The 24,653-nt window shown below is 69.7% G+C and carries 22 protein-coding genes and 1 pseudogene; 12 read left to right on the forward strand and 11 right to left on the reverse strand.

All coding sequences use genetic code 11. The annotated features are described in order from the left end of the window. Positions 1-67: 67 nt before the first annotated feature. The 5 genes from PXH83_RS25785 (at position 68) to PXH83_RS25805 (ending at position 6,192) form a co-directional block, all read left to right on the forward strand. Complete coding sequence (locus PXH83_RS25785) at positions 68-1,408, forward strand: nucleotide sugar dehydrogenase (protein ID WP_274563508.1); 1,341 nt, start codon at positions 68-70, stop codon at positions 1,406-1,408. A gap of 224 nt (positions 1,409-1,632) precedes the next feature. Continuing rightward, complete coding sequence (locus PXH83_RS25790; protein WP_274565169.1) at positions 1,633-3,030, forward strand: glycosyltransferase family 2 protein; 1,398 nt, start codon at positions 1,633-1,635, stop codon at positions 3,028-3,030. After that, complete coding sequence (locus PXH83_RS25795; RefSeq protein WP_274563509.1) at positions 3,027-3,176, forward strand: hypothetical protein; 150 nt, start codon at positions 3,027-3,029, stop codon at positions 3,174-3,176. Before PXH83_RS25790 ends, PXH83_RS25795 begins: the two co-directional genes overlap by 4 nt. Further along, positions 3,173-5,329 (forward strand): polysaccharide deacetylase family protein, encoded by a 2,157-nt coding sequence (locus tag PXH83_RS25800; RefSeq protein WP_274563510.1) that lies wholly within the window; start codon positions 3,173-3,175, stop codon positions 5,327-5,329. Before PXH83_RS25795 ends, PXH83_RS25800 begins: the two co-directional genes overlap by 4 nt. After that, entirely contained in the window at positions 5,326-6,192 is an 867-nt protein-coding gene (locus tag PXH83_RS25805; RefSeq protein ID WP_274563512.1) for a hypothetical protein, read from the forward strand. Before PXH83_RS25800 ends, PXH83_RS25805 begins: the two co-directional genes overlap by 4 nt. Positions 6,193-6,206: 14 nt before the next feature. Here PXH83_RS25805 and PXH83_RS25810 read toward each other — a convergent pair whose 3' ends face one another. Together PXH83_RS25810 and PXH83_RS25815 are read right to left on the reverse strand one after the other, a co-directional pair. Next, positions 6,207-6,383 carry a hypothetical protein gene (locus PXH83_RS25810; RefSeq protein WP_274563514.1) on the reverse strand — a complete coding sequence of 59 codons (177 nt, stop codon included), beginning with the start codon at positions 6,381-6,383 and terminating at the stop codon, positions 6,207-6,209. 176 nt (positions 6,384-6,559) lie between these two features. Beyond that, positions 6,560-7,801, reverse strand: coding sequence for an NAD(P)-binding domain-containing protein (locus PXH83_RS25815; RefSeq protein WP_274563516.1), 1,242 nt, complete (start codon positions 7,799-7,801; stop codon positions 6,560-6,562). Between the two features lie 284 nt (positions 7,802-8,085). Between PXH83_RS25815 and PXH83_RS25820 the strand changes: the two genes are divergently transcribed. From PXH83_RS25820 to PXH83_RS25830, 3 genes are read left to right on the forward strand one after another with little or no spacing between them, the layout of a single operon-like run. Further along, the gene (locus tag PXH83_RS25820) at positions 8,086-9,459 is read left to right on the forward strand and encodes an exopolysaccharide biosynthesis polyprenyl glycosylphosphotransferase (RefSeq protein ID WP_274563518.1); all 1,374 of its coding nucleotides are present in this window, start codon (positions 8,086-8,088) and stop codon (positions 9,457-9,459) included. 53 nt (positions 9,460-9,512) lie between these two features. Further along, the gene (locus PXH83_RS25825) at positions 9,513-10,811 is read left to right on the forward strand and encodes a carboxylate--amine ligase (protein ID WP_274563519.1); all 1,299 of its coding nucleotides are present in this window, start codon (positions 9,513-9,515) and stop codon (positions 10,809-10,811) included. Continuing rightward, positions 10,808-11,989 carry a glycosyltransferase gene (locus PXH83_RS25830; RefSeq protein ID WP_274563520.1) on the forward strand — a complete coding sequence of 394 codons (1,182 nt, stop codon included), beginning with the start codon at positions 10,808-10,810 and terminating at the stop codon, positions 11,987-11,989. The genes PXH83_RS25825 and PXH83_RS25830 overlap by 4 nt, the downstream gene beginning before the upstream one ends. 6 nt (positions 11,990-11,995) lie before the next feature. Here PXH83_RS25830 and PXH83_RS25835 read toward each other — a convergent pair whose 3' ends face one another. The 3 genes from PXH83_RS25835 to PXH83_RS25845 form a co-directional block, all read right to left on the reverse strand. After that, entirely contained in the window at positions 11,996-12,754 is a 759-nt protein-coding gene (locus PXH83_RS25835) for a polysaccharide deacetylase family protein (protein ID WP_274563521.1), read from the reverse strand. Between the two features lie 11 nt (positions 12,755-12,765). Next, positions 12,766-14,922 carry a glycosyltransferase gene (locus tag PXH83_RS25840; protein WP_274563522.1) on the reverse strand — a complete coding sequence of 719 codons (2,157 nt, stop codon included), beginning with the start codon at positions 14,920-14,922 and terminating at the stop codon, positions 12,766-12,768. A 673-nt stretch (positions 14,923-15,595) separates the two neighbouring features. Continuing rightward, entirely contained in the window at positions 15,596-16,036 is a 441-nt protein-coding gene (locus PXH83_RS25845; RefSeq protein WP_274563523.1) for a DUF5990 family protein, read from the reverse strand. Here PXH83_RS25845 and PXH83_RS25850 point away from each other — a divergent pair. After that, positions 15,999-16,410, forward strand: a pseudogene (locus PXH83_RS25850) (helix-turn-helix domain-containing protein); the annotation flags it as partial. The gene PXH83_RS25845 and the pseudogene PXH83_RS25850 sit on opposite strands and share 38 nt — an antisense overlap. Before the next feature lie 205 nt (positions 16,411-16,615). Here PXH83_RS25850 and PXH83_RS25855 read toward each other — a convergent pair. Genes PXH83_RS25855 through PXH83_RS32560 form a run of 3 tightly spaced genes read right to left on the reverse strand, consistent with a single transcriptional unit; the run spans position 16,616 to position 17,792 of the window. Next, complete coding sequence (locus tag PXH83_RS25855) at positions 16,616-17,002, reverse strand: VOC family protein (RefSeq protein ID WP_274563524.1); 387 nt, start codon at positions 17,000-17,002, stop codon at positions 16,616-16,618. Beyond that, positions 16,999-17,292 carry an ArsR/SmtB family transcription factor gene (locus PXH83_RS25860; RefSeq protein WP_274563525.1) on the reverse strand — a complete coding sequence of 98 codons (294 nt, stop codon included), beginning with the start codon at positions 17,290-17,292 and terminating at the stop codon, positions 16,999-17,001. Before PXH83_RS25860 ends, PXH83_RS25855 begins: the two co-directional genes overlap by 4 nt. Before the next feature lie 38 nt (positions 17,293-17,330). After that, positions 17,331-17,792, reverse strand: a complete 462-nt coding sequence (locus PXH83_RS32560; protein ID WP_338054762.1) for a transposase family protein — start codon at positions 17,790-17,792, stop codon at positions 17,331-17,333. 51 nt (positions 17,793-17,843) lie between these two features. Here PXH83_RS32560 and PXH83_RS25865 point away from each other — a divergent pair, with 51 nt between their 5' ends. Continuing rightward, positions 17,844-18,488 (forward strand): LysE family translocator, encoded by a 645-nt coding sequence (locus PXH83_RS25865; RefSeq protein ID WP_274563526.1) that lies wholly within the window; start codon positions 17,844-17,846, stop codon positions 18,486-18,488. A gap of 33 nt (positions 18,489-18,521) precedes the next feature. Here PXH83_RS25865 and PXH83_RS25870 read toward each other — a convergent pair whose 3' ends face one another. Next, a complete protein-coding gene (locus tag PXH83_RS25870; RefSeq protein ID WP_274563528.1) occupies positions 18,522-19,643 on the reverse strand; it encodes a winged helix DNA-binding domain-containing protein in 1,122 nt (373 codons plus the stop codon). Positions 19,644-19,764: 121 nt separating this feature from the next. Between PXH83_RS25870 and PXH83_RS25875 the strand changes: the two genes are divergently transcribed. Next, positions 19,765-20,925 carry a magnesium and cobalt transport protein CorA gene (locus PXH83_RS25875; RefSeq protein ID WP_274563530.1) on the forward strand — a complete coding sequence of 387 codons (1,161 nt, stop codon included), beginning with the start codon at positions 19,765-19,767 and terminating at the stop codon, positions 20,923-20,925. On the opposite strand, the gene PXH83_RS25880 is transcribed toward PXH83_RS25875, so the two are convergent. Further along, complete coding sequence (locus PXH83_RS25880; protein ID WP_274563531.1) at positions 20,920-21,225, reverse strand: tyrosine-type recombinase/integrase; 306 nt, start codon at positions 21,223-21,225, stop codon at positions 20,920-20,922. The genes PXH83_RS25875 and PXH83_RS25880 overlap by 6 nt on opposite strands. Positions 21,226-21,542: 317 nt before the next feature. On the opposite strand from PXH83_RS25880, the gene PXH83_RS25885 reads away from it, so the two are divergent. Beyond that, positions 21,543-22,733, forward strand: coding sequence for an acetyl-CoA C-acetyltransferase (locus PXH83_RS25885; protein WP_274563532.1), 1,191 nt, complete (start codon positions 21,543-21,545; stop codon positions 22,731-22,733). A 172-nt stretch (positions 22,734-22,905) separates the two neighbouring features. Here the strand turns inward: PXH83_RS25885 and PXH83_RS25890 are convergent, their stop codons facing one another. Further along, positions 22,906-24,375, reverse strand: coding sequence for an MFS transporter (locus tag PXH83_RS25890; protein ID WP_274563533.1), 1,470 nt, complete (start codon positions 24,373-24,375; stop codon positions 22,906-22,908). Positions 24,376-24,653 lie beyond the last annotated feature (278 nt).

The raw sequence follows: 24,653 nt of genomic DNA on the forward strand, positions 1-24,653 counted from the left end.
CCCTCCCGATCTTGAGCACCGGAACCACGCTTCCCACATCTCCCACACTTCCGTCCACGGAGCACCGATGTACCCTCCTGTCCGCCGGAGCGCCCAGCGGATCCCTGGTGTCGCCCACGAGTATGAGTCCGCGCAAGTCGACCATGCCGCGGCAGCCGTCGCTGTCGTCGGCCTCGGATACGTCGGCCTGCCCACGAGCCTGGCCCTGCTCGCAGCGGGCAACGAGGTCATCGGCGTCGACGCCAGCGAGAGCCGGCTGGACGCCATCCGCCGCCGCGAGGTGGACCTGCTGCCCGCCGACCACCAGCGCCTCGCCGCGTACGTGGACGACCCGCGGTTCACCATCACGTCGGAGCACGCCGCGACAGCGCGGGCGCGCACCGTCGTGATCTGTGTACCGACCCCGATCGACCGCCACCTCGTGCCCGACCTTCGCGCACTCTCCGCGGCCTGCACCTCGGTGGTCGAGCACGCCGTGCCCGGGCAGTTGCTGATCCTCACCTCCACCACGTACGTGGGCGCTACCCGGGATCTGTTGGCGGAGCCACTGACCGAGCGTGGGTTCCAGGTCGGCAGCGATGTGTTCGTGGCTTTCTCGCCGGAGCGCATCGACCCGGGCCGTACGGACCACCCCCATATCACCTATGACCGCACACCGCGCGTGGTCGGCGGCACGGGCGAGCTGAGCACCAGCCTGGCCGCGGCCGTTCTGCAACGGACCGCGCCCGACGTACACATGGTCTCCTCGGCCGAGGAGGCCGAGATGACCAAGCTGTGGGAGAACATTTTCCGGGCCGTCAACCTCGCGCTGGCCAACGAGTTCGCCGAGGACTGCCGGGCACTCGGCCTGCGACCACTGCCGATCATCGAGGCGGCGGCGACCAAGCCCTACGGTTTCGTGGCGCACTACCCCGGGCCCGGTGTGGGCGGCCACTGCATCCCCTGCGATCCGCACTATCTGCTCTGGCAGCTGCGGGCGTTGCGTGTCACCTCTCCGCTCGTCGAAACGGCCATGGCCGCCATCGCGGCCCGCCCTCGGCAGGTGGTGCGGCGAGTGCGCGACATCCTCGCCGACCGGGGCCACAGCACCTCGGGCGCCCGGATCCTGATGGTGGGCGTCGCGTACAAGGCAGGCGTCTCGGACCTTCGGGAGTCGCCGGCCCTGGAGATTCTGGGGGAACTGGCCGAGGAAGGCGCCAAGGTGCACTTCACGGATCCGCTGGTTCCCACACTCAAGCTCGGCTCCGTGATTCTCGTCGGCGTCACCGAGCCGGAGACAGAGCAGTGGGATCTGGTCGTGGTGCACACGGTGCAGCCGGGCGCAGAGCTGGGGTGGCTCGTCGATCAGCCGGCCGTGCTGGACGCCACTTATCGGCTCGACCCGCTCAAGGCCAAGGCGGTTCCATGAGCGACACCCGGCACGAAAGGCTCCGGGCCGCGTACGTCGGCGGCGAGCACCCCGGTCCGGGCGCCGCGTCGGCCTCACCCCCGCTGGTGTCGCAGGGGTCGCCCGGGTCGCACAACGGTGCTCCCGCGCCGGCGCGGTCCCGACCCGATCGAGGCGTGCGGGCACGGCCCGCGCCGCCGCCGCTGCCACCGCTGCGCTCGGCGCGGCCACAGCGGCCCGGGTTCATGCGCCGTGGGCTGGACCGGATGCCCCCGGACACCCGCTATGCCGCGCGGCGCGTGCTGACCTTGATCTGCCTCCTCCCGCTGTTGCTGATCCTGGCTCGCGGGACGCCGGCCCTGCTGCAGGACCCACTGCTGCTCAGCTACGGCTTCACCGTGCTGCTCGGCACGATCATCATGTTCTACATCGCCTACACCCGGTACGACGACCCGTCGGAACGCCCCCTGCGCAAGAGGCCGAGGGATCGCGAGAGATTTCCCGCACTGCCCGCCACGCCGCGGGTGAGCTTCCTGCTGGCGGTCAAGGACGAGGCGGAGAACATCGAGAACTGCGTACGCTCCATGGCCACGAGCGATTACCCGGACCTGCAGGTCGTCGTGGTCGACGACCTGTCTGAGGACGGCACCCAGGATGTGCTGCTACGGCTGGAGGCGTCGCTCGGCATCACGGTGATCTGTCTGAAGAAGAACCTCGGCAAGAAAGGGGCCTTGGTACGCGCCTGCGAGGTGGCCCACGGCGACATCATCGCCATGACCGACTCCGACTGCTTCCTGGCCCCGGACGCCCTCGGCCGCTGCGTACGCGCGCTCGTCAACCACCCCGAGCTGGGTGCTGTGAGCGGCCATGCCCGCGCGCTCAACGCGGACCTCTCCTTCTGGACGAAAGCCCAAGACGTATGGTTCGAGGGCCAGTTCCGGGTGGCGAAGGCGACCGAGGCCACCTTCGGCCGTGTCACCTGCGTCTCCGGCCCGTTGGCGGTGTTCCGGCGCGACGCCATCTTCAACTACCTGCCCGCCTGGGCCAACGACCGCTTCATGGGCGCGCCCTTCCGCTTCTCCACCGACCGCCAGCTCACCGGTTACGTCCTCGGCCAGAAGTGGAAGGGCAAGGAGCTCAAGCGCAAGTACGCGGATTCGCCGTTCGTCACCGAGCGGGACTACCCGGAGCGCGAGTGGCGGGTCGGCTACGTGTATTCGGCCAAGGTGTGGACCAACGCCCCACCCCACTTCCGGCCCCTCATGAAGCAGCAGATCCGCTGGAAGAAGAGCTTCGTCCGCAATCTGTGCTTCACCGGCACCTTCATGTGGCGCATGGGCCTGGGGCCCGCGACCCTCTACTACGGCCACGTCCTGTGGGTGACCGCCGCCCCCTTCATGGCGTTCCGGCACATGGTCTGGGCGCCGGCCCACGGGGCGGCCTTCCTCACCCTGCTCTACCTGTGCGGGATCGTCCTCAAGGGCTGTGCCTACGGCCTCGCCTTCAAGATCGACAACCCTGGCGACACCCGCTGGATCTACCGGCCCGCGATGGGCATGCTCTCCACCTTGGTGCTGGCCTGGCTGCTGCCCTACTCCCTCGCCACCATCCGGCGAGGGGTCTGGTCGAGGAGTCCTACGTGATGAACAACGTGCGCCGGGACTTCATGAACAGCCTGCGCAAGGCAGACGTGCGCAGGTTCGGGCGCCTGCTCGGGCTCTTGCTGTCACTCGCCGTGGTCGGCTTCTTGTACGCGCTGGTGCTCACCCGGGGGGGCATTCTGCCGTGACCGCGACCGACCCCCTGTCGAAGCTGAAGCCTCTGCTCGACGGCCTCGGGGGCCGGACACGCCGAAGCGTCCACCTGCTCACCCATTGGTGGGTCCGCACCGGACTGATCCTGCTCGCTGTGTCCGTACTCCTGGTGCCGTTCTACGCGGCCACGCAGTACTACCTGGACCAGAAGTACATGAGCAAGCAGAACGCCCCGCCCGTGACCCACGTCGACGCCACCACCGCCGCGGCAGCGGAGCAGATGGGCAAGGGGCTGCCGGCCGCCACCGCCCCCGTCGTGCTGACCTACCACGACATCAACACCGACAACCCCAGCGATTACGTGGTCACCCCCGCCGCCTTCGACGCCCAGATGGCCGCGCTGGAGAAGGCGGGATACCGCAGCCTGACCAGCGAGGAGTTCGTCAACTACCTCAAGGGCGGCCCCGCCCCGCCGAGGTCGGTCTTCATCACCTTCGACGACGGGCCGAAGGGCCTGTGGGTCAACGCCGACCACATCCTGGCCCGCCATCGCATGCACGGCACCGTCTTCCTGATCACCTCCCGGGTGGACGACCGCCCCTACTACCTCTCCTGGAGAGAGGTCGGGCGGATGGCCGGCACCGGCCGGTGGGACTTCCAGGCCCACACCCACGACCTGCACACGCGTGAGCAGACGGACGCCGCCGGACACCGCGCCTCCGCCCTCTCCCACCGCCTGTGGCTGCAGGACCGGAACCGGCTGGAGACCCGGGCGGAGTACCAGGCACGATTGACCGCCGACATCAGGTCGAACCTCAACGCGTTCAAGAGCCACGACCTGCCGAAGCCCCAGCTCTTCGCCTACCCCTTCGGTGAGGCCACGGAGCACGGCAACCTGCCTCCGGGCCTGACTCTGCAGCAGCTGCTGTACAAGAACTACCTGGCCACCATGGCCAACGAGTCCCCCGACCCGCTGAAGCCGCCTGTCGCCGCCAGCCGCCGCGCCGCGGCGGAGCGCACGGTCCAGCGGCTCGAGGTGGTCAACTCGACCACTGCCGACGAGTTGCTCTCCGAGGTCGCCCAGTGGACCCAGACGCCACCCGTCGCCTCCGACCCCCTGACCGACCCCGCGCTGTGGACGCGCACGGACGGCAGCGGCCAGCGTGGCATCGACGTCTTCACCGAGCACAGGCCCTTCCCCGGCAAAGACCAGCGAACCGCCGTCGCGGAGTATCGCGCCCTCGGGAGCGTGGACTGGACCGGCTACCGGGTGGACGCCACTATCACCGGGCTCGGGGACGGGACCAACCAGGCCGCCGTCGCGGTGCGCAACCGCAGCAGGGACCCGGTTGTGATCAACGTCAGCCAGGGCACGGCCACGCTGCAGCACGGCGGACGCCAGGCGGTCGTCCGCAAGCTGGCGCCGAAGAGTTCGCACACCCTGAGCGTCACCGTGCGCGGCGCCACCACCACGGCCCGGGTGGACGGCAGCACCGAACTCAGCTGGACCGCCAAGGGCATCACCGCCGACGGCCTCACCGGGGGCTTCGGCATCCGGGTCGGCACCGACGAGCCGGGGGCCGCGCCACCGGCCTTCAGCGCGCTGCACCTCTCCCCGCTGCCCCAGAAGACCCCTGCGGCCGCCGACGGCTTGCAGACCGTGGCCGAATCGGCGCTGCTGACCCCCGACGCGAACTGGGAGAGCGCCCCCGGGGTGCGGGCGCCGTTCGAGATCAAGGAAGGTGTGATCACGCCGCTGGGTCGTAGCGCCCTGTCCGTCTATGGGGCGTATCAACCCGCCCGGACGCAGGACTGGACCGGCTACACGGTGAGCGGCACGATCTCCAAGCTATACGATCCGAGAGTGAAAGGTGCAATTCGGGTCAAGGTGGGTAGCCCGCAAGCGATCAGCGTGCAGGTCTCCCACAGCCGGCTGGAGGTGCTCTCCGGGAACGCCGACAGCCAGAGCCTGGTCGACGCACGCGAGCTGAAGGCGGCCGACTCGCACGATGTGTCGGTCACAGTGACCGGCCGGTCCACGGTGATCAGTGTGGACGGCAAGGTCCAGATGACGCTGCCGGCCACGGGAGAGACCGGAGGCGTGGCCTACGGCGCGTACCGGGACACCAACCGGAGCTCCTGGCCACGCCTGGCCGACCTCGAGGTCGCACCGGTGGCGGGCGGATGAGCGAGAAGCCGCCGCGTCGGGAGATCCTCCGGCCGTTGGGCCGGAGGATCTCCCGACGGACACTCGTCTACGGCCTGCTGCTGGCTGCCGCGGCGGTCATCGGGACCGGCACGGCCTTGTTCATCAAGATGAATGAGGAGGGATCGCCGAAGCCGGAGGCCGTGTTCGCGCCGCGCTTCGCCAAGGAGGGCCTCGTCACCAACGCGTTCGCCTTCCTCCACCCGAGTAACCCGCACTCGAGGCTCTCCCGCGACTGGATCACCACCAGTGGTTCCCTCTTCGCCAAGAACGGCGCAGGCTGGACGGGCGTGCCCGACGCCGACAACACCGGCCCCTCCTCCGCCCGTCACACCGACTCGGCCATCTTTCGTCTGGTCACGCGCCGGCGCGACTTCGGGCCGATAACGGTGAGTATGTGGGTTCGGCTGGAGCCGCCCATCACCACGCCGCGCACCCCCGCCCGGGACTGGGACGGCGGCCACATCTGGCTGCGCTACCACAGCCCGCAGGAGCTGTACGCGATCAGCTTCCGCCGCCGCGACGGCGTGGTGGTGATCAAACGCAAGATTCCGGGCTTCGGCCCCGAGGACGAGGACAGCGGGGGCTATGCGACCCTGGCCGACGGCAAATACGCCATGTCCTACGGCACCTGGCACCACGTGGCGGCAAGCGCTGTCAACCTGCCCTCGGGATCGGTGTCGCTCCGATTGGACATCGACGGGAAGACAGTCCTCACGGGCAAGGACCGCACCCCTGGGCCGCTCCGCCGGCCGGGCGGAGTAGGACTGAGGGCGGACAACACCGAGCTGTTCTTCCGGGATTTCCGCGCCACGCCGGTGCACCCTACACCGACGTCCGGATGACCGGACCTCAGCTGTCACGTGCCCGCGATGAACCGGTCGAGCAGGGCGTCCAGGCCTGCGGCCGGCGACTCGGGCCCGCCGTGCTCGGCGAGACCGGGTGCGACAGCACGCAGCCGGGGGAATTCCTGCGTGGGCATGAGGTGCAGGCCGAGCCGGAACGCGGGTTCGGGCTCCTCGGGGTTGTCCATCACGGCCCGCAGCTCGGGCGCCGAGCCTGCGCATGCTCAGTGCGGACAGTCCTTCGTGGTCCACCACATCGAGAGCGGCCGCCGGTACCCGCTCCCGGCTCAGCCGCCCGTAGCGCCCCCCGGTCTCTGGCGCGGTCCGCAGGGATCCGGCGACCACCGCAGTGACGGGCTGGCTTGTCCTATGTCGCGTGGTCCGCTGCCAGCGAAGCGCTGATCCGACTGGCGGTGAATCCCGTGCCGCACACGAATCGCAGCAGCGGCCCGAAGGTGGGAGCGGCGGCCAGCCCCGCGAAGTACAGGCCCGGCACCGATGCCTGGAAGTCGGCCGACAGCTGCGGCGCACCGGCCAGCCGAGGCGGATCGGCGGCGCTCTTGCGCACCGCCCGGCGCAGCTCAGGGCTCAGCAGCTCCACCCTGTCGATGTCGACCAGGTATCCGGTCCCCGCGATGACGTGGTCGGCGTGCAGGGTCTCCACGTCTCCGCCGGGATTCCGCATCTCCAGCCGCACCCCGCCGTTCTCGCGCGCCGCCGAGTGGAGGCTACGGCCGGACAGCACCGGGACACGGCCCTGCACGCGCTCTCGGAGCCACCATGCGCCGGACGGTCCCAGGACCGTACGCAGGAGGTGGGCACGGATGCGGGCCGGCATGTGCCGGATGGCCGCGGGCCCGCGGCTGCAGACCACCAGCGGCCATCCGGTGCCCATCACGGCCTCCGGCCACAGCAGTCGAGCGTGCAGCGGACGGTCCTCCGCCCAGTCGGCTTCGGGGGGAGGACCGAAGGACGGTCGGCTGCGGGCGACCACGGTGGGCTGCGCTCCGGCCTCGTTCAGCAGAGCAGAGGTCTCCAAGGCCGACTGGCCGCTTCCCACCACGACGACGCGCCGGCCCGCGAACACCGACAGGTCCGTGTGGTCCGCCGTATGGGAGACGAGGCCGTCTGCCCGCAGCCCGGTCAACTCGCGCGGTACGTACGCGAAGGGGCTGACGCCCGTGGCGACAACGACAGCAGCACTGGTGAACTCCTCCCCGGAGTCCAACGTGACGCGGAACCCGTCGCCGTTGGGGCGGTCGATGTGGCGTACCGCGGTCCGCTCCAGCTCGGGGACACAGTTCTGCTGGAACCAGAGCCCGTAGCGCACGAATTCGGACAGCGGCACCGGTTCCCGCTCGCGGCCAGGGTGGCGTCCCTCCTGGGCTCGGAAATCCGCGAGCCCGTGCCCCGGAGCGGGGGCGGAGATCGACGAGGAGAACGGGGACGACTTGAGGTACATCTCGCGTGGCATGTGCGAGCGCCAGCCCTCCATCGGCTCCCCGAAGATCCGGTACGGCACTCGGCGGGCCTGGAGGTGGGCGGCGATGGAGAGCCCATAGGGGCCTGCTCCTACCACAGCGACATTGGCGTCTCCTGGAGGCTTCATGGTTTCTGGGCGACCTTCCCATATCGTCATCTTCTGGCGCTTTGCCGATCATATTGAGCTGGTGACACGGCGCGACGGGGTCGCGGGTGTCTCCCGTGAGGCCTTCCGGATTCACTCGTCAGGCGAAGCGACTTCCTTGACTATTGGCCCATATCGGGCGTATGTATATATACATCGTAAACATACGCGATATAGCAAGCAAGACTGGCCAAGAGGTGAGGTAGCCCGCCGTGGCCGTCGTAAACGAAACGACCAGCACCGGACCAGCGAAGACTGCGGGAAGGGTGCGCAAGCGCCATCGCCGCAGTTCTTCGGTCCCGGTCCTGCTCTCGGTCGACACGCTTGCCGCGACCGTCGCCGCGGGCGGGGTGTATCTGCTCTTCCATCGCTGGTTCGTCCCGGCCGTGCTCGTCCCGCTGTGGCTCCTCGCTCTTGCGTCACAACGGGTGTACGGGCCCGATGCCGGCGCGGAGTGCTTCCGCCGGGTTCTGCGGGCGGCCTGCTTGGCCGCCGCCGCGGCCGGCGCCGCATGGTGGTTCGCACCGCGCGACGAGCTGCTGCACGACGCGCTGATCGCACTGCCGCTCGCCGCCGGGCTGACGCTCGGGCTGCGCCGGTACCCGCAGGCGAGGATGCTCACCGGCGGAGGCCGGGGCCGGAACGCCGGCCGGGTGCTCGTGCTCGGACCCGCCGAGTCCGCCGCCGAGTTGATCGCGGCGCTGCGGAGAGGGCACGCCCCCGGGCCGCAAGTCGTCGGCGTCTGCAGCACCGGCCCGGCAGCCCCCGACGGCGGTGCCGGCATGGATGCCGGGGAGTTCGGCGATGCCGTGGGGCTGCTCAAGGCGGTACGGCGGACCGGCTGCGACGCGGTCATCGCGCTGCCGGGCCCGGAGTTGAGCGCCGAAAGACTGCGGCAGCTGTCCTGGGAGCTGCGAGCAGCGGGCATCGACCTGATGCTCGCGCCGGTCCTCGCCGACGTCACGGCCGGGAGGCTGGCCGTGTGTCCGGTCGCCGGAGTGCCCCTGCTACAGCTGCGCGCACCCAGGCTTTCCGCGCTGCCCCGCATCCCCAAAGAGCTGACCGACCGTCTGCTGGCCTTGCTGGGGATACTGCTGCTGGCTCCGTTGATGGTGGCCATCGCCGCATGGGTACGGCTCGACAGCCCAGGACCCGCGTTCTTCCGGGAGCGCAGAATCGGGCGCGACGGCCGTGAATTCACGCTTCTGAAGTTCCGGACGATGCACCGTGGTGCGGATCGGCGCAAGGCCGAACTCGCCCACCTCAACCGCTACGGCAGCGACCGGTTCTTCAAGATCGGCGACGACCCGCGCGTCACTGGAGCGGGGTCGTTCCTGCGCTCGTACTCACTGGACGAGCTGCCGCAGCTGTTCAATGTGGTGGCAGGCCATATGTCCCTCGTCGGTCCGAGGCCTCTGGTGAAGGATGAGGTCGCCGCCCTGAGCGAAGACGGGCGTCACCGGCTTCTGGTGAAACCGGGGATGAGCGGGTTGTGGCAGGTCAGTGGCCGCTCCTGCCTGCCGACCGATGAGCGGGACCGTCTCGACGTGAGCTACGTCGAGAACTGGTCGCCCGCCCTGGACCTGTCCATCCTGCTGCGGACGCCGTCCGCGGTCGTGCGCCGGACCGGCGCATGCTGACACGTGCCATCAACGTGACCCCGAGTCAACAAGGTCGCACCCAAGGAGGCTCCATGAGCGACCATGTACCGGCACTGCTCGTCAAGGTGGGGCGTTTCCCCCAGCTCCACGGGGGACTTGGGGTTGTGCGCACGCTGGGGCGTATGGGGGTCCCGGCGTACGCCATGGTCGAGGACCGTTTCACCCCGACCGCCCTCTCACGCCACCTTGCCGGCCGCTTCGTCCGCCCGACGACCGGCAGGGAGGACGCGTCGGAACTGGTCTCGACCCTCCTGCAGATCGGCCGGGAGATCGGGCGCCCCACCGTTGCTGTGGCGGAGGGGGACGAGGCCGCCGTGCTGCTGGCGGAGAACGCCGATCGCCTGGCTGAATGGTTTGTGCTGCCCCCCGTGCCGCCCGCGCTGCCCCGCAGGCTGGCCAGCAAGGAGGGGCTGCACCGGATCTGCCAGGAGCACGGGGTGCCCACTCCCCGGACCCGATCGCCGGTCAACCGCGCCGAGTTGGTCGCGGTGAGTCGTGAATGGGGCTTTCCAGTGGTTCTGAAGGACAGGGAGCCGTTCACCAAGTTGAACGGCTCCGCCATGGGGCACACCACAGTCGTTCACGACGAGGGTGAGTTGCTCGCCCGGTGCGGGGCGGCTGAGTCTCCCTCCGTCATCGTGCAGGAGTACATCCCTCTCGAACTTGCCGAGGAATGGTTCACCCACCTCTACCTCAGCGCAGGAGGCATACCCCGGCTCGTCTTCACGGGGCACAAGCTCCGCTCCTGGCCACCCAGGACAGGCCTCACCACCCGGGCGCGGGCCCGGCCCAACACCACCCTCACGACGTTGGCCGCCGAGCTGTGCCGTGTGATCGGCTACTGCGGGATCGCCGACCTCGACTGGCGGTTCGACCGGCGCGACGGCCGCTACAAGCTGGTGGACTTCAACCCTCGGTTCGGACAGCAGTTCCGCCTCTTCAGTACCGTGCGGGAACTGGACGTGGTCCGCGCGATGTACCTGGACCTGACAGGTGAGCACATTCCGGACGGGTCACAGATCCACGGCCGGGGCTTCATCGTGGGCAATCTGGATGCGGTATCGGCCACTGTGACCGCCTGGCGCGAACGCCGGCTCCCGGCGGCGCTGCCGCGGCGGAACCTGGAGCGGGCCTGGCTGAGCCGGGACGATCCCGTCCCCGCCGTTGCCGAGGCGGTTCGCTTCAGCGGCACCGTGGCACGGCGACTCACGAAACCGGTGCGCGCCCTGGGCGGTCCGGACAAGGGTGTTCCGGACGAGGGTGTGCTGCCGCACGACACCGTCTCGGCTCCGGGAGGTCCACTCCTGCCGCAGAAGGGCGCAGCGCCGTGAGGCGGGCCATCCTGCACATCGCGCAGTCGAGCGAGGCAGGCGTCGCCCGAGTGGTCACGGACCTGGCCGCCGGCCAGTGCGCGAAAGGTGACCGGGTGATCGTGGCTTGTCCTATCGCCGGCACGCTGTTGTGGACAGCCGCGCAGCGCGGGGCCCAAGTAGTGCGGTGGGACGCCGTACGCTCTCCCGGTCCGGCGCTCCCGCGCGAGGTTGCCGGACTGCAGCGCATTGTGGACATGGTGCGTCCGGATGTGGTGCACCTGCACAGTGCGAAGGCGGGCCTCGCAGGCCGCCTGGCGATACGCGGGCGCCGTCCCACCGTCTATCAGCCGCATGCCTGGTCGTTCGATGCCGTGCCCGCTGCCCTGCGGACTACCGCCGTGCAGTGGGAGAGGACGGGAGCGCGATGGGCGCACCAGGTGGTCTGCGTCAGCGAGGGCGAGCGGGCCCACGGGGTGGCCGCCGGCATCCGGTCCCGGTACACCGTTGTACGCAATGGGGTGGACCTCGACTGGTTCAACCCACCGGAAGCCTCTTCACGTGAAGCCGCGCGGTACCGGCTCGGCGTCTCCGTCACCGGACCACTGGCCGTGTGCGTGGCGCGTCTTTGCCGTCAGAAGGGGCAGGACCTGCTGCTCGACGCCTGGGCAGAGATCGAGGACCGGATACCGGAGGCGCGGCTGGTCCTGGTCGGGGGCGGGCCGGACCGTTCGGTCCTGGCAGCACGGGCATCCCCGACCGTCGGGTTCGCCGGAGCCGTCGTCGACCCTCGCGACTGGTATCTCGCGGCTGATCTCGTGGTTCTGCCCTCTCGCTGGGAAGCGGGAATGGCGCTCGCCCCTATGGAAGCCATGGCCTGCACCCGCCCAGTCGTCGTCACCGACGTGCCGGGAGCGCGGGAATTCCTACCGCCCCGTCATGTACCGTTCGCCGTCGTGCCGCTGGAGGAACCGGGTGCGCTCGCAGCCGCGGTGGCACGCCTGCTGGCCGATCCGGCGACCAGCCGTGCACTCGGTGAGGAGGCGCAGGCACACATCCGCCGCCATCACGACGTGCGGCAGGTCGTCGAGCGCATGTACACCGTGTACGACGATGCCCGCCGCGTCTGGGCCGCGGGCCTTCACGGCCCAGGTCGTACGACGGCCGACGCGACGACGACCGACGCGCGGGTTCCGTAAACGTGGTCATGGCCGGTGGGCGCGGCCGATCAGTGAGTGCAGGGCGGGGCGCAGCGACGGCACTGCCCCGGACATCCGGCGGATGGCGGGATAGCCCCACCAAGTCTTCAGCCGGAAGGTCGCGTCGGTCTCGGTGGCGTTGATGTCGACGCGTGGGATGGCGTAACGCCCGGCACCGTCGTGCACGCTGAACGCGATCTCGAATCCGGCTTCGGCCACTGCTCTGCGTGCGGCGGCGTCGTGCGTTCCGTAGGGGTAGGCGAACGCGCGGGCACGCTTGCCGGTTATGTCGGCCAACACCGCTGCGGCATCCATGAGATTGCGGGCGAGGGTCCCGGCCCTGGCGTTCACCAGGTCACTGTGGTCCCATCCGTGGCATTCGACGTCCAGCCCCGAATCAGCCAGTGCGCGCACGCCTTCAGCGTCGAGCAGTGGCTCATCAGGCATTTCGGCCATCCACGTGGAGGTGCCACCGAGCACGCCGCTGAGCACAAAGGCGGTAGCAGGAAACCCAAGCTTGCGCAGGACCGGCAGCCCTTCGTCCAACGTGGCCTGGTAGCCGTCGTCGAAAGTCACCAGCACGCTGCGCCTGGGGAAGTCACCGCGCAGGTACCTGCCGAGCGTCAGGGGCATCCAGCCCCGGTCGAGGAGCCCTCGCAGTTGTCTGTAGAGAGTGTCCGGTGGGACGAACAAGCAGTGCGGGTCCTGGCGGGCGGGGCGTCTGCCGACGCCGTGGTACATCAACACCAGCGGTTGCCTGGCCATGATGGCGTGACTCATCGGGGACCGTCCGCATCCGGACCATCCGCGGCAGCCCCGTCCGATCTCATCCAACAGACCAGTCCACGCCCGGCCCCGGCCGCCTTGGCGAGGTCGCGCACTGCCGCGGCGAAGGGGACGAAGGGCAGCGCCGCCCAGTGGCGTCGGCGGACGGCCCTGGTGAGCGGCATTGACAAGTACGCCGCGAAGGCAGTGGTCGCGACGGACCGGGCGCGTGGGCCCGTCACCACCGCCGCGAGGGCGATGGCGTAAGCGAACGCTCTGGCCATGTCCCGGCCCACCACGCGCGGGTTCGCCGACCGTCCGCCGCCCTCGCCGTAACGGAAGTACATCGCCGCTGTCTGACGCAGCGTCGGCCGCTGCTCCCAGCGGACCTCGGCGGAGGAGGCCAGGACCGCGCGGTGGTCGGCCCCGACCACCGCGCGGCCGAAGAGCACGTCCTCAGCGGTCCGCAGATGTTCGGGGAAGCCCCCGGCGTCCTGCCAGGCGGCGCGGGAGAAGGCCACCGAACGCCCGGTGGGCATGGTCGCGTCGAGCCCGCGGCCGAAGAGCCGGCAGTACACGCGTGTCCACGGTCCCGGATGACGGGCCTCCTCGGGGACCGGATAGCCCACCGCCGACATGGCCTGGGCCAGCGCTCCGTGGCCGTCCACCCGATAGACGCCGGTGATCAGGTCGGCCGGGACGGGCTCTGCCGCCGCCGCACGCAGCTGGGCCAGCCAGTCCGGATCGGGGTAACAGCCCGCGTCGGTGCAGGCGATCAGCGGGTTGCCCGCCGCTTGCACGCCGGCGTTGCGGCCGGCCGATCTGCCCGAGCCGGGGAGCCGGAGCAGGCGGATCCGGGCATCCTTCGAGGCCCACGCCTCGACCCGGTCGGCCGTGCCGTCGGTCGAGCCACCGTCGACGACGACGATCTCGTCCCCGTCCGCGACCAGTTGGGGAACCAGCAGGCCGAGCAGCCGGTCGATCACGTCGGCCTCATTGAGCACCGTGGTCACCACCGAGACCGGCGCGGTCCCGGTCATCCCCGCACCGGGCAGCCGAGCGGCCTCGGACAAGACCTGTGCCAGCCGTCCGGCGCACTCGGCCGGGCCCGGATGAGAAGCGGTCAGACGGTGTCCCACCGAGCCCATGGCGAGGCGGGTGTCACGGTCCGCCAAGCGCCGCAGCGCCAGGCCCACCTCGGTGGAGTCGCCGGGCGGCACGGCGATCCCGGCGTGCACCGCACCCGGCTGCGTCACTCGGTCGGCGACGGGGCCCGGTGTGGTGATCACCGGGACTGCTGAGCGCATCGCCTCCAGTGCGACTGCGCCGAACCCCTCCGGATAGGGCTCTGCCGGGGTGGGCTTGGTCAGCACAGCGGCCGCGTCGGCCCCGGGGATGATCCGCCAGGCGTCCTGAATCCAGCCCGTGAAGTCGACGCGGTCGCCCACTCCCAGGTCGGCAGCCAACTGCGAGAGCCGGCTATGCTCGCCCGGTTCTGTCGGCGCTTCGCCCCCGACCACGGCCAGTCGCCAGGGCTCGCCCCCGGGCTTCGCCAAGGCCTCGATCGCGTCGTCCACGCCCTTGTTGGCCACCAGACGGCTGACGGTGAGCAACAGCGGCTCGTCGTGGCCGTTCCCGAGCCGCACGCCGTGTCGTACCAGTTCCTCTCTGGCGGCCTCGCGGGGCAGTGCGGTGCCCTCCGGCGCGGGGAACGGTACGAGCACGGCCCGGGGATGTCGCGAGGCGAGGGCCAGTCCCTCTGCGGTCGCCACGCAGTCGTCGGTGAGCGTGGCCAGGAGCTTCATCAGACGGGGGTGGGAGTAGTCGTGCTTGGCCCACACGCATCGCACCCCGGTGAGCCACGCGGCCGGGCCACACACGCACGCCGCTTTGATCCCGTTGGCGAGGACCACGTCCGGCCGGCTCGCCCGCAACCGGCGCGCGAGTGATACCGCGGAGGCTGCGACCGCCGCTCCGGTCCGCCCCGTGGGGCGCGTGACGCAGGGCACGCCCCTGCGGCGGAACTGCTCGTCCAGCGGCCCTTTCCCCAGCATCACCGCGTCCACGTCCAGCCGGTCGGTGGCGTCGAGCAGCGACAGCAGCCAGAGTTCCGCACCACCGAGGATTCCGGCGGTCGTGACCACCGTGACGCGCAGTGGACGGTTCATATGGCCCTCCTCCATGAGGACGTCCTGCGGAAGAACTGCACGGCGGACGCCACATGGGCCGGCAACCGCAGCTGAGGGCCGGCGCGGTCGTTGGAGCGAAGACGGCTCATCACCGGGCAGTTCTGGCGTGTCCGCCCGTGCCGGCCATATTCACACGCGGCAGCGACAGCAGCCACAAGAGCACCGCGGCGGGCAGCGCGGTGAACGCGAACCAGCAAGAGGCGCGGCGGATCGGGCGTGAGGCAGAAACCGCACCCGGGAATCCAATGCCGATAGCGAAATTCCACGTGCTCGCAGAGGCAGTGGCGTCGCGTCGCGGCCCTGGTCTGCCGCCGACCCAAGCGGCAGACCAGGGCCGACCAGGGGGTTCACGGCAGCGTCTGCGTATATTTACGATGTATACGCATATTAGATAGAAAAGGGACGTGCGGTCAAGGCAAGGCCGCGAAAGAAGGCGAGGACGCAACTCCGGGCGCTTCGCCCGGGCCCCATGCCCGTCGAGCGACAGCGGAGGCTCGACTCACAAGGGCCCATGCCCGCAGCTCGCAGTTCTGTTGGCCGCCGGTCCGATGCACGCTCACCTCACGGTGGGCGGCCGGATCGTTGCCGATTATGCGGTACTTCATGGTGAACCCTCCCGTTCAGTCGGAGTCTCCGGCCGGCACCGGTGTCTTCAGCTTGAAGTGCACTTCAAGTCAAGGGATTTCGCGGCGGCTTCAGGCGACTTCAGGAAGAGCAGGCCATCGCGTGCGGCGGCGTCAAGGACCTCGTCCGGGACGGCGTCGAGCATGAGCTTGGCGCGGCGGAACATCGTGAAGGCGCCCGCCTCGTCGACAGCACCCGACGACAGGTAGATATACCTGCCGCCCGGAGGCCCCTGCACATACCGGCCCTTCACATCGAGGCCGGTCGGCGAGGCGACCGTCGTGCACTCCAGGGTCCAGGTCGCGGAAGCGGCGTCGCCGGGCTGCGGGTCCAGGAGTTCGCTCGGGCGATCCCGGCGTTGCACGGCAACGTGGATGTTGCGGTACGCCGAGACGTTGCCCCAGGTCGGGCAGCCGCCGCCCACCTGGCCCTGCACTGGGTGTCTGCGCAACCCGGAGCTGACCGGCATGCCCGAACCGGCGCTGGACGAACGCGTCGGCCAACTGGCCCAGAAACTGGACGAGTTACGTGAGCAAGGACGACTCCAGCAGCGAGGCGGGGAGCGTATCCGTGCTCGCGGCGCAGGGGCCAAGGACAAGCTGACCACCGCCGACAGAGTCCTGGCCACCGTGCTCTACATGCGCAGACTCGGCACCCGACCTGCTCGCCCAGCTTTTCGGAGTCAACGGCAGCACCCTCACCAGGGCCGTTCGCCAAGTCCAGCCTCTCCTGGCCGAGCACGGCTACACCATTCCACCCTCGACAGCCAGGTTCCGCACGCCTGCTGACGTCACCGCGTTCCTCGCGGACAGCAGCCCCGCCGAGATCAAATCAGCATGTTGATTCTCTGCGAGCCCTTTAACGACCTTGGGCGCGATAGCGGTGGTCACGGTCGGGCCTGCGTCTTGCGAAACGGCCGTACCAGTTGGGTGAGTTACGAGACTTACTTGGGCCCCTGCGGCCTGCTCGCATCCTGCCGCTGCCCTGTTGGCATGGCTCCGAACCTGACCGCAGACAGTAGATCACGGCTGGCGCCTGCGCCGGGTCCTTACTTGCTGTGCACGATCTGGATCAGGTTGCCGCAGGTGTCGTCCAAAACCGCAGTGGTGACCGGGCCCATCTCCAGCGGCTCCTGGGTGAAGTGCACCCCGAGCTCGCGCAGCCGGTTGAACTCCGCATGTACGTCGTCCACGGCGAAGGAGGTGGCCGGGATGCCGTCCTGGACCAGCGCGGTCTTGTACGGCTTCACTGCGGGATGGCCGGAGGGCTCCAGCAGCAGTTCGGTCCCGTCGGGATCTTCCGGCGAAGCCACGGTCAGCCACCGGTCCTCGCCCAGCGGGACGTCGTGCTTCTTCACGAAGCCCAACACGTCCGTATAGAAACGCAGGGCCTTGTCCTGGTCATCGACGAAGACGCTGGACAGGTGGATCTTCATGGGGCGCTCTCCGCTGCATCGGGCCTGAGCCATCGGGTCGTGATGCGCTCAAGGGGTTCGGTGTTCAGATCGTGGAACTTGTAGCGGCCCTGGCGCCGCGAAAGGACCAGACCCGCGGATTCCAGTACGGCCAGATGCTGACTGATCGCCTGGCGGGACAGCCCCAGACCGTGTTTGGTCACCAGCCGTGTGCAAATCTCGAACAGGGTCTGGCCGTCCCGTTCCACCAGCTCATCAAGGATGCGCCGACGGGTGGGGTCGGCCAGTGCCTTGAAGACATCCTCCGCCATAACCAACACCATAGGCAAGTGACAGCTTGCCTATCAAGTTACGGGCTGTCCCGCGGTTGAAGCTGGGGGGCTGGCCTGGGGTTTTGGCTGGTGGGTGGTTCAGCAGGTGGTCGTGCGAGCGTCCACGAGCTCGGTGCTCGGCCGACGGCGGGTGGTGCGTTTTGGCGGCGCGGTCGGAGACCAGGGCGGCGATGGCACGGTGGGTTTCGCTGACGGTGGTGGTCTTGTTGGTGTTCTGCTTCCGCTTGCCCGAGACGAACGCCCGCCGGCCCGGTCTGCCCGCTTTCGCCCGCGGTGGACGAGCCCACCTCATAGATCGCCCCCAGGGCCTGGTAGGTGAGTCCGGTCCGCAGGTGGACCAGCGGCACCAACAGCCTGTCGACGAAGACCAGCCCGTACCTCGGGCCAGCCCCGGCCTCCCGCCGGCGGGCACCCTCGCGACGTTCGTGGGGGATGTGGTCGTGCTGGTGGAGATACACACACCCCGCGCCCCCTCCCATCCGCAGCTGCTTCAATGACGGCCAGGGGGTACGGACCCAGGGGGTACGGACATGGTGTCGACCGACCGTGTACTCGCGTTTGCGCTGATGTCCCTGCTGGTCATCGTGATCCCGGGGCCGAGCGTCCTGTTCGTGATCGGCCGCGCCCTCGCGTACGGCCGCCGTACAGCATTGGCGACCGTCCTGGGCAGCGTCCTCGGCTCGTACGTCCTGGTCGTGGCCGTCGCGCTCGGCGTAGGGACGCTCGTCGAGCGTTCCGTGGCCGTCTTCATGGCGGTCAAACTCGCGGGCGCCGCGTACCTCGTATATCTCGGCGTACAGGCCTTCCGGCACCGCAAAGAGCTGAAGATGGGCGCCGAGGCCGCGCCCGGCCAACCTGCGCGCGGTGATGTGCGCACCGTGCTCGACGGGGTCGTCGTCGGGATGACCAATCCCAAGGCCATCGTCTTCTTCGCCGCCGTACTCCCCCAGTTCGCGGACCACTCGGCAGGCGGTCTGCCCGTACAGATGCTGTTGCTCGGTCTCGTGCCGATCGGCATCGGGCTGGTCACCGACACACTCTGGGGTCTTGGAGCGGCCGCTGCCCGCACCTGGTTCGCGCGCTCCGAGCGGCGGCTTTCGCTCATCGGGGGCGCGGGCGGCTTCGCGATGATCGGGCTGGGTGTGACGGTCGCCGCGACCGGACGCGCGGAGTGAAGATCGACGGGATCCGCCAGGTCCACCCATGCGCTATGCGGAGATGACGCCGAATCGTACGTCGTGATCGGTCGCAGCCGGGATCATCACGCCGAGCAACCGCTCAGCCTCCTCGGTCACCTCCGCGCGCTGCGCGCGAGTGAGCGTGCCGAAGGGTTCGACGGTGACGACGGCGGTCTCCTTGGTCTCGTCCAGTCGCCAGATGCCGGCGAGGAAGCCGTCGACCAGGAGGGTGCTGTAGCCCTGGTTGTTGTTCCACGTGCGGCCCCGGTACTCGGCGGGGACGACCCGTGTCCGGTCCGCGTGGGAGAGCAGCAGGTTGTCGTATTCGGGGAGGAAGCGGGGCGGGGCCGGCGTGTCCTCGTCCGGGCAGGGGGCGTCGGGCAGGTCGAAGAGTTCGATGCCGTTGTCGTCCTGGAAGACGAGGAGCTGCGGCCTCAGCCGCTCGAAGGCGTCCCGCAGCCGGGTCAGCCCGCACCAGGTCTGCATGTCCTTGACCGAGGCGGGGCCGAAGGCGGCCAGGTAGCGCAGTACGGTGCCGTCGGGCGCCGGTACGGGCTTCGACGGGCGGCCGAGCCACTTCTCGACGGTGGTGAGCGCGACCTGGCCGCTCCTGCCCCACAGCCCCCGCGGCGTGACCTGCACCAACGGCAGCTTGCAGCGGGCGGCCACGGAGAGCGCCTGCGGGTCGGCGTCCGGCCACTCCTTGAGGAGTTCGTCGCGGAGTTCCTTCAGGGTGCGCGGGCGCTCTTCGACCAGCTCCCTGGACAGCCGGGCGAGCCGGTCGAGGTCCACTCCGGCCAGCTGTTTGCGGAAGGTGGTGAGCTCGCGGTCGCGGGCGGCCTGGACGAGCGGGCGCAGCGTGAGCGTGTCGTCGGCGGTGTGGGTGTGAATGGTCGACCTGAGGGTGACGATACGTACGACCTCACGGGAGGCCATCAGCCCGGACAGCTCCTCGGGGTCGAAGCCGTCGAGCCGGGCGGCGAGCTGGTAGTACGGCGGCTTGGGGTTCTGCGCCTGGAGGCCGACGAGGTGTTCGACGGCGCCCTTGGCGGGCATCGCGGTGCGCCGCAGCAGGAGCTGGCGCGCGAGGGTGGCGCGGTTCAGGGCGCGGGTGCTCAGCACAGGGGCTGCCGGGTTCGTCTTCGAGGCCATGTTCCGCACGCTACCGATCCTTGCGGACAGGTTCGGTCCGCGAGAAGCTGACTGCGCCGACGACAATTGGGACGTATATCCTGCCCCTGGCCAGATGCCCCGCAGGGAGGTGAGATCTGCGATGTCGGAGCGACGAGTCCGTCCCGCGCTGTCCCCGAAGAAGCACTCCTGGCGCAGGCAGCCCCCGCCGCCGGCTGCCCCTCCCGCAGAGCCGCCGGCAGGTGATCCGGTCGCCGCACCCGGCGACGTACAGCGCAACGGCGGCAGCATCGTCCACGCCGCGCTCTACCGCGACGGCCGCCACGTGTCCTCCCCCGCCTCCCTCGCCGAGACGTTCCGTCAGCTGCGCGAGTACCGCGACGGCATGGCGTGGATCGGCCTCCAGCGGCCTTCCGAGGACGAGATCCACTCCCTCGCCGCGGAATTCGACCTCCACCCGCTGGCCGTCGAGGACGCCCTGGAGGCTCACCAGCGCCCCAAGCTGGAGCGTTACGGCGAGACGCTCTTCGTCGTGCTGCGCGCGGCCCGCTACCTCGACGCCCCGGAAGAGGTCGACTTCGGCGAGCTGCACATCTTCGTGGGCCAGGACTTCGTCATCACGGTCCGCCACGGAGCGGCGCCGGACCTCTCCGGCGTACGCAAGCGCATGGAGGAGGCCCCGGAGCTGCTGGCGCTGGGGCCCGAGGCGGTGCTGTACGCGATCCTCGACGCCGTCGTCGACGGGTACGTTCCGGTGGTCGAGGGCGTACAGAACGACATCGACGAGATCGAGACCGAGGTCTTTCGCGGCGACCCCGAGGTGTCGCGCCGCATCTACGAACTCGCCCGCGAAATGGTCGAGTTCCAGCGCGCCACCCGCCCCCTGGTCGGCATGCTGCACGGCCTGATGGCGGGCTTCGCGAAATACGGCACGGACGAGGAGCTCCAGCGCTACCTGCGCGACGTCGCCGACCACGTCACGCACACCAGCGAACGCGTGGACGGCTTCCGTCAGGCGCTGGCGGACATCCTCACCGTGAACGCGACGCTGGTGACGCAGCAGCAGAACGAAGAGATGCGGGCGATGGCGGAGGCGGGCTTCGAGCAGAACGAAGAGATCAAGAAGATCTCGGCGTGGGCGGCAATCCTCTTCGCGCCGACCCTAGTCGGCACCATCTACGGCATGAACTTCGACGCGATGCCGGAGCTGGACTGGGCCTTCGGCTATCCGTTCGCGATTCTGCTGATGGCAGCGGTGTGCACGAGCCTCTACTTCATCTTCAAGCGGCGGGACTGGCTATAGGCAGCAGGCCAGACGCTTCATGAAGTCGTCGCTGACGTGCGTGCAGATGGCCAGGGAGCTGTCGCACTCGTGGCCGACCTGCTGCTGAATGGAGCGCCGGTCCACCCCGTCCTCAGTCAGGTGTGTGACGTACGAGTGCCGCAGCGAGTGCGGGGTGAGCTCTTTCGGCAGCCCCAGGGCGTCCCGGTATGCCTCGAACCGGTCGTTGATCGAGCCGGGCTGGAGGCGGCCCCCCGCGTTCGGTGATCCACAGAGCCGGGTGATCGGGGACCCCGAAGCGCGGCCGGACGGGCTCGACATAGTCGGCGACCGCCTCGACGGCCCAGCCCATCACCGACAACACGTTCCGCCGCCGCGGCGGCTGGCCGTTCTTTCCCTTGCCATAGCGGACGTTGAGCGTGCCGTACCGGCCGAACTGCCGGGCCTGCGGATTGCGCCCGAAGTTCACCACGTCGAGCTTGGACGTCTCGGTCCGGCGAAGCCCCACCCGTCCGGTGCTGGGAAGTCTCCGATCGGCTGTGCCGTCGCTCACACCGCCGGAGGCCGCATTTCCTTGGCCCAACTCGTGGGTAATGTAGCCGTGTTGTGGTCCACAACTTCTACCCACGGAGGACGTCGTGTCCGGATCCGTCATCCTGGCCGGGGCCCGTACCCCCACTGGTCGCCTGCTCGGGGCTCTGAAAGACTTCTCCGGAGCCCAGCTCGGGGCGATCGCCATCAAGGCGGCCCTGGAGAAGGCGGGGGTGGCGCCCGAGCAAGTGGAGTACACGATCATGGGGCAGGTGCTCACCGCGGGCGCCGGCCAGATCCCGGCTCGCCAGGCCGCGGTGGCCGCCGGCATCCCGATGAGCGTCCCGGCGCTGACCGTTAACAAGGTGTGCCTCTCCGGGATCGACGCGATCGCGCTGGCCGACCAGCTGATCAGGGCCGGTGAGTTCGACCTGGTCGTGGCGGGCGGTCAGGAGTCCATGACGCAGGCTCCGCACGTGCTTCCCAAGTCGCGTGCGGGATTCAAGTCCGGTGACGTGCCGCTGATCGACCACATGGTCCACGACGGCTTGTTCTGCCCCTTCGACCAGCTCGGCATGGGCGTCACGACCGAGAAGTACAACAGCCGCTACGCCGGACTGACCCGGGAGAAGCAGGACGCCTTCGCCGCGGCCTCGCACCAGCGGGCCGCCGCCGCGGCGGCCGCCGGACGGTTCGCCCAGGAGATGGCGCCGGTGACGGTCCCGCAGCGCAAGGGCGACCCAGTGGTGTGTGACACCGACGAGGGCGTGCGTCCCGACACCACGGCGGAGGCCCTGGCGAAGCTGCGTCCCGTGTACAGCGCCGACGGCACCATCACGGCGGGGACGGCGTCGCAGATCTCCGACGGCGCCGCGGCCGTGGTGGTGGCGAGCAAGGCCAAGGCCGAGGAGCTGGGCCTGCCTTGGATCGCCGAGATCGGCGCCCACGGCGTGGTGGCCGGGCCGGACGGAAGCCTGCACGAGCAGCCGTCGAACGCGATCAGGGCGGCGCTGGCCAAGGCCAAGCTGGAGCCGTCCGACCTGGACCTGGTGGAGATCAACGAGGCGTTCTCCGCCGTCGGCATCGTCTCCACCGAGCAGCTGGGCATCAGCCCGGACATCGTGAACGTCGACGGCGGAGCCATCGCGCTCGGCCACCCGATCGGCGCCTCCGGCGCCCGGCTCATCGTCCACCTGGCCTATGAGCTGCGCCGCCGCGGCGGCGGTCTCGGCGCGGCAGCGCTGTGCGGCGGCGGCGGGCAGGGCGACGCCCTGCTGATCCGCGTGCCGTCCGCCTGACGGCCGGTCGGAGCAGCGCGGCCGGGAGCCGGGAACACACGGTCCCCTGGGTGCGGCACATGGTGGCCGCACCCAGGGGACCGTACGCAACCCGCAACCCGCAACCCGCAACCCGCAACCCGCAACCCGCAACCCGCAACCCGGCGGGCCGGGTTGCCCCTGGAGTCGGGGGTCACTGGGTGGGCGTGACCCGGTCCTGAGGCGCCTGCGCTGCGACCGCGGCCGCCGGCGCGGGTTTCGGCCGCAGCATGATGAGCATCGTGCACACCACGGCCGCGCACAGGATGTTGACGGCCATTGCGGCGACATAGACGTGGTGGAAGGACGGTATGCCGCCGGGGGCCGGGCCCGACGCCATGATCGAGGCGAATCCGGCGACGCCGACCGCACCGCCGACCTGGCGCACCGTCAGGGTCATGCCGAGGCCGCCCGCGAACTTTTGCGGGGGCACCGTCCCGGCCGCCAGCGACGACAGGCAGGTGATGGCGAGGCCGAGGCCGCCGCCGCCGAGGATCGCGGCCGGCAGCCAGCCGCCCAGGAAGTTGGGCGTGGGGCCGAAGAGGCCGGACGCCCAGATGGCGTTGCTGCCTGTGAAGGACAGCGCGCCGAGGACCGTCACCTTCACCTGGGTCGCCGGTCGGGTGAGCCGTCCGGCGGCCAGTGAGCCGGCCATCGAGGAGACGGCCCCGATGCTCAGGGCACCGGCCGTCTGCAGGACCGACCAGTGCCAGATGTCGGCGGCGAACAGCGGGGCGGCCAGCATCCACGCGAACATCGTCATGTTGAGCATGCCGAGGCCGATGTTGGCAGTCCGGAAGACGGGGCTGCGCCACACCGTCATCTCCAGGGCCGGCGCCGGGTGCGTGCGCGAGCGCAGCACGGTCACGGCGACGAGCGCCAGCCCGGCCAGCCCCAGTCCGATGGTGCGGACATCTCCCCAACCCCAGGTGTCCCCCTCGGTGAGCGCGCTCACCACCCCACCGATGCCCAGGGCGAGCGCGATGCTGCCCACGGCGTCCGGCAGCCGGTCCCCGGTGCCGCGCAACCGCTGCCTCGGCAGCATCACCACGGCAGCGACCAGCATCGCGCCGCACAGCGGGAGGTTGATGTAGAACACCGAGCGCCAGCCGAAGGCGCGCAGCAGCAGCCCGCCCGCGGCCGGTCCGATGACGGCGGAGAAGCCCGCCACCGCGGACCAGGTGCCGACCGCTCTGGCGATGCGCTCCCGCGGTGTCGTGGCGAGGATCAGGCCGAGCGCGGCGGGGATCATGCCACCGGCCGCCGCGCCCTGGACGACCCGCGCTGCGATGAGCCACCAGATGGACGGCGCCACGGCGCAGAAGAGCGAGGCGGCGGTGAAGGCGGCCAGGGACCAGAGGAAGACGGTGCGCCGGCCGACGCTGTCGGCGATCCTTCCGGCGGGCGTGAGCACGGCCGCCAGCAAGATCGTGTAGCCGCTGAGGACCCACGTCATGGTGTTGAGCGACGTGCCCGGGAAGTCGTCCAGAATGTCCGGAAAGGCGATGCTGATGATCGAGAGGTCGAGGAAGGCCATGAAGCTCGCGCCGCTGCACAGCGCCAGGACGTGGGCCGGTTTGATCTCCTGCGTTGTGCGTTTAAGTTCAGCCGACTCGTCGGGCATGCCGGTCCCCTCAGCTCGTGTGCGTCGTCGAACTCGCCTGTGGTTCAACTCGCGGCGGGGGCAGGCTGGTTGAAGCGATACAGCCGAAGCAAGTGTGACCGTCCCCCGGTCGGCGGCGGGGCGAATTGCGTGATCAGCGACGTGTGATGACCATCACTCAGGTTTCACTCGAAGATCTTTGCCGTCATGCCTTGCGGTGGCTCTCGCGGCAGGCCAATGATGGGTCGGGGCGCCCGGGGGAGGAACCGGCGCAACGGCGGGGGCCGTTACCGCCCCAT

Origin of the sequence: Streptomyces spiramyceticus (assembly GCF_028807635.1) — a bacterium.
Classification (GTDB): Bacteria; Actinomycetota; Actinomycetes; order Streptomycetales; family Streptomycetaceae; genus Streptomyces; species Streptomyces spiramyceticus.